Here is a 1,468-nt window from a genome sequence, read left to right as displayed (position 1 = left end):
GCAGGGCCTCCGCGCGGCGGCCCGCCCCGGCGGGGTCCGGCGACTCCAGGCCGACGGCGGCCAGCCGGGTGCCGTCGCGGCGTTCGGCCGGCCCGGTGTTGACCAGGACGCGGGCGTCACCCCGCTGCCACAGGTCGACGGGTTTGCCGCGGTGCCGTGCGGTCCGGGCGAAGCCCAGCGCGCCGAGCACGGCGGAGACGGGTGCGGCGTCGGGCGTGACCAGTTCGGCGAATGCGACCCCGGTGGGCGGGGCGGGTGCGGGCGGCGCGGCGAGGCCGGCCGTCTCCTGGAGCGTCAGCAGGGAGCGCTGGGCGTCCACGGCCGTGGGGCCGGCCTCGGACTGCCGGAAGACGTCGTTGAAGACCTCCAGGGACAGTGGGCCGTCGTAGCCGGCGCGCAGTACGTGCCGCAGCAGTCCGGCGACGTCGAAGCCGCCCTGGCCGGGGAAGCAGCGGTAGTGGCGGCTCCACTGGAGGACGTCCATCGCGAGCAGCGGGGCGTCGGCGAGCTGGAGGAAGAAGATCTTCTCTCCCGGGATGTCCTCGATGCCCTTGGGGTCACTGTCCCGGGAGAGGATGTGGAAGCTGTCCAGGCAGGTGCCGAGCGCGGGGTGCCCGGCGCTCTCGACGACGCGCCAGGCGTGGTCGTAGGTGCTGATGTGCCGGCCCCAGGCGAGCGCCTCGTAGGCGACGCGGACGCCGTGGTCCTCGGCCAGGTCTGCGAGCCGGCTCAGCTGCTCGGCGGCGAGGGCGTCGTCGTCCACGGCGAGCGGGGAGACGCTGGAGCAGACCAGGACGGTGTCCGCGCCGAGCCTGCGCATCAGCTCGAACTTGTGCCGGGCGCGGCGCAGGGCGCGGGCGAACTCGTCCTCGGGGAGCGCCTCGACGTCCCGCATGGGCTGGTAGAGGTCGATGGTGAGGCCGAGGTCGGCGCAGCGGGCGCGGATCTCCTCGGGGGTCAGGGGGCTGGCCAGCAGGTCGTTCTCGAAGATCTCCACGCCGTCGAAGCCGGCCAGGGAGGCGGCCGTGAGCTTCTCGGTGAGCGATCCGCTGAGGGAGACGGTGGCGATGGACGTCCGCACGTGGCTACCTCTTTCCTACCGCGGGGCGCCGAGAGCGCCCGCCAGGTCGGTGATGTCGGCGAGCATCCGCACGGCGTCGGGTTCCCGCCCGGTGAACAGCCGGAACGCGTCCGCGGCCTGGAAGACGGCCATGCCGCCGCCGTCGAGCGTGGCGCAGCCCAGCGCGCGGGCGGTGCGCAGCAGCTCGGTCTCCAGCGGGCGGTACACGACCTCGGCGATCCACAGCCCGGGGTGGAGCAGTTCGGCGGGCAGCGGCAGGCCGGGGTGGGCGGCCATGCCGGTGGGGGTGGCGTGCACGACGCCGTCGGCCCGGGTCAGCAGCCCGGCCAGCCGGTCCGGGGCGGCGTGGTCGGCGCGGCCGTCCCCGAAGTGGCGGTTGAGCTGGGC

At 75.0% G+C, this 1,468-nt stretch carries 1 protein-coding gene and 1 pseudogene; both read right to left on the bottom strand.

Going from position 1 to position 1,468, the window contains the following annotated elements; all coding sequences use genetic code 11:
- Positions 1–1,081, bottom strand: a 1,081-nt coding sequence (locus tag EBH09_RS39425; RefSeq protein ID WP_238697489.1) for a sugar phosphate isomerase/epimerase and 4-hydroxyphenylpyruvate domain-containing protein, incomplete at its 3' end; no start/stop codon positions are given.
- A gap of 15 nt (positions 1,082–1,096) precedes the next feature.
- Positions 1,097–1,468 (bottom strand): annotated as a pseudogene (locus tag EBH09_RS39420) (shikimate dehydrogenase); the annotation flags it as partial.

The organism is Streptomyces sp. E2N166 (assembly GCF_003671715.1).
GTDB classification, from domain to species: domain Bacteria; phylum Actinomycetota; class Actinomycetes; order Streptomycetales; family Streptomycetaceae; genus Streptomyces; species Streptomyces thinghirensis.
Note: the sequence above shows the minus strand (reverse complement) of the source record. Positions and strands in the feature narration are given on the sequence as shown.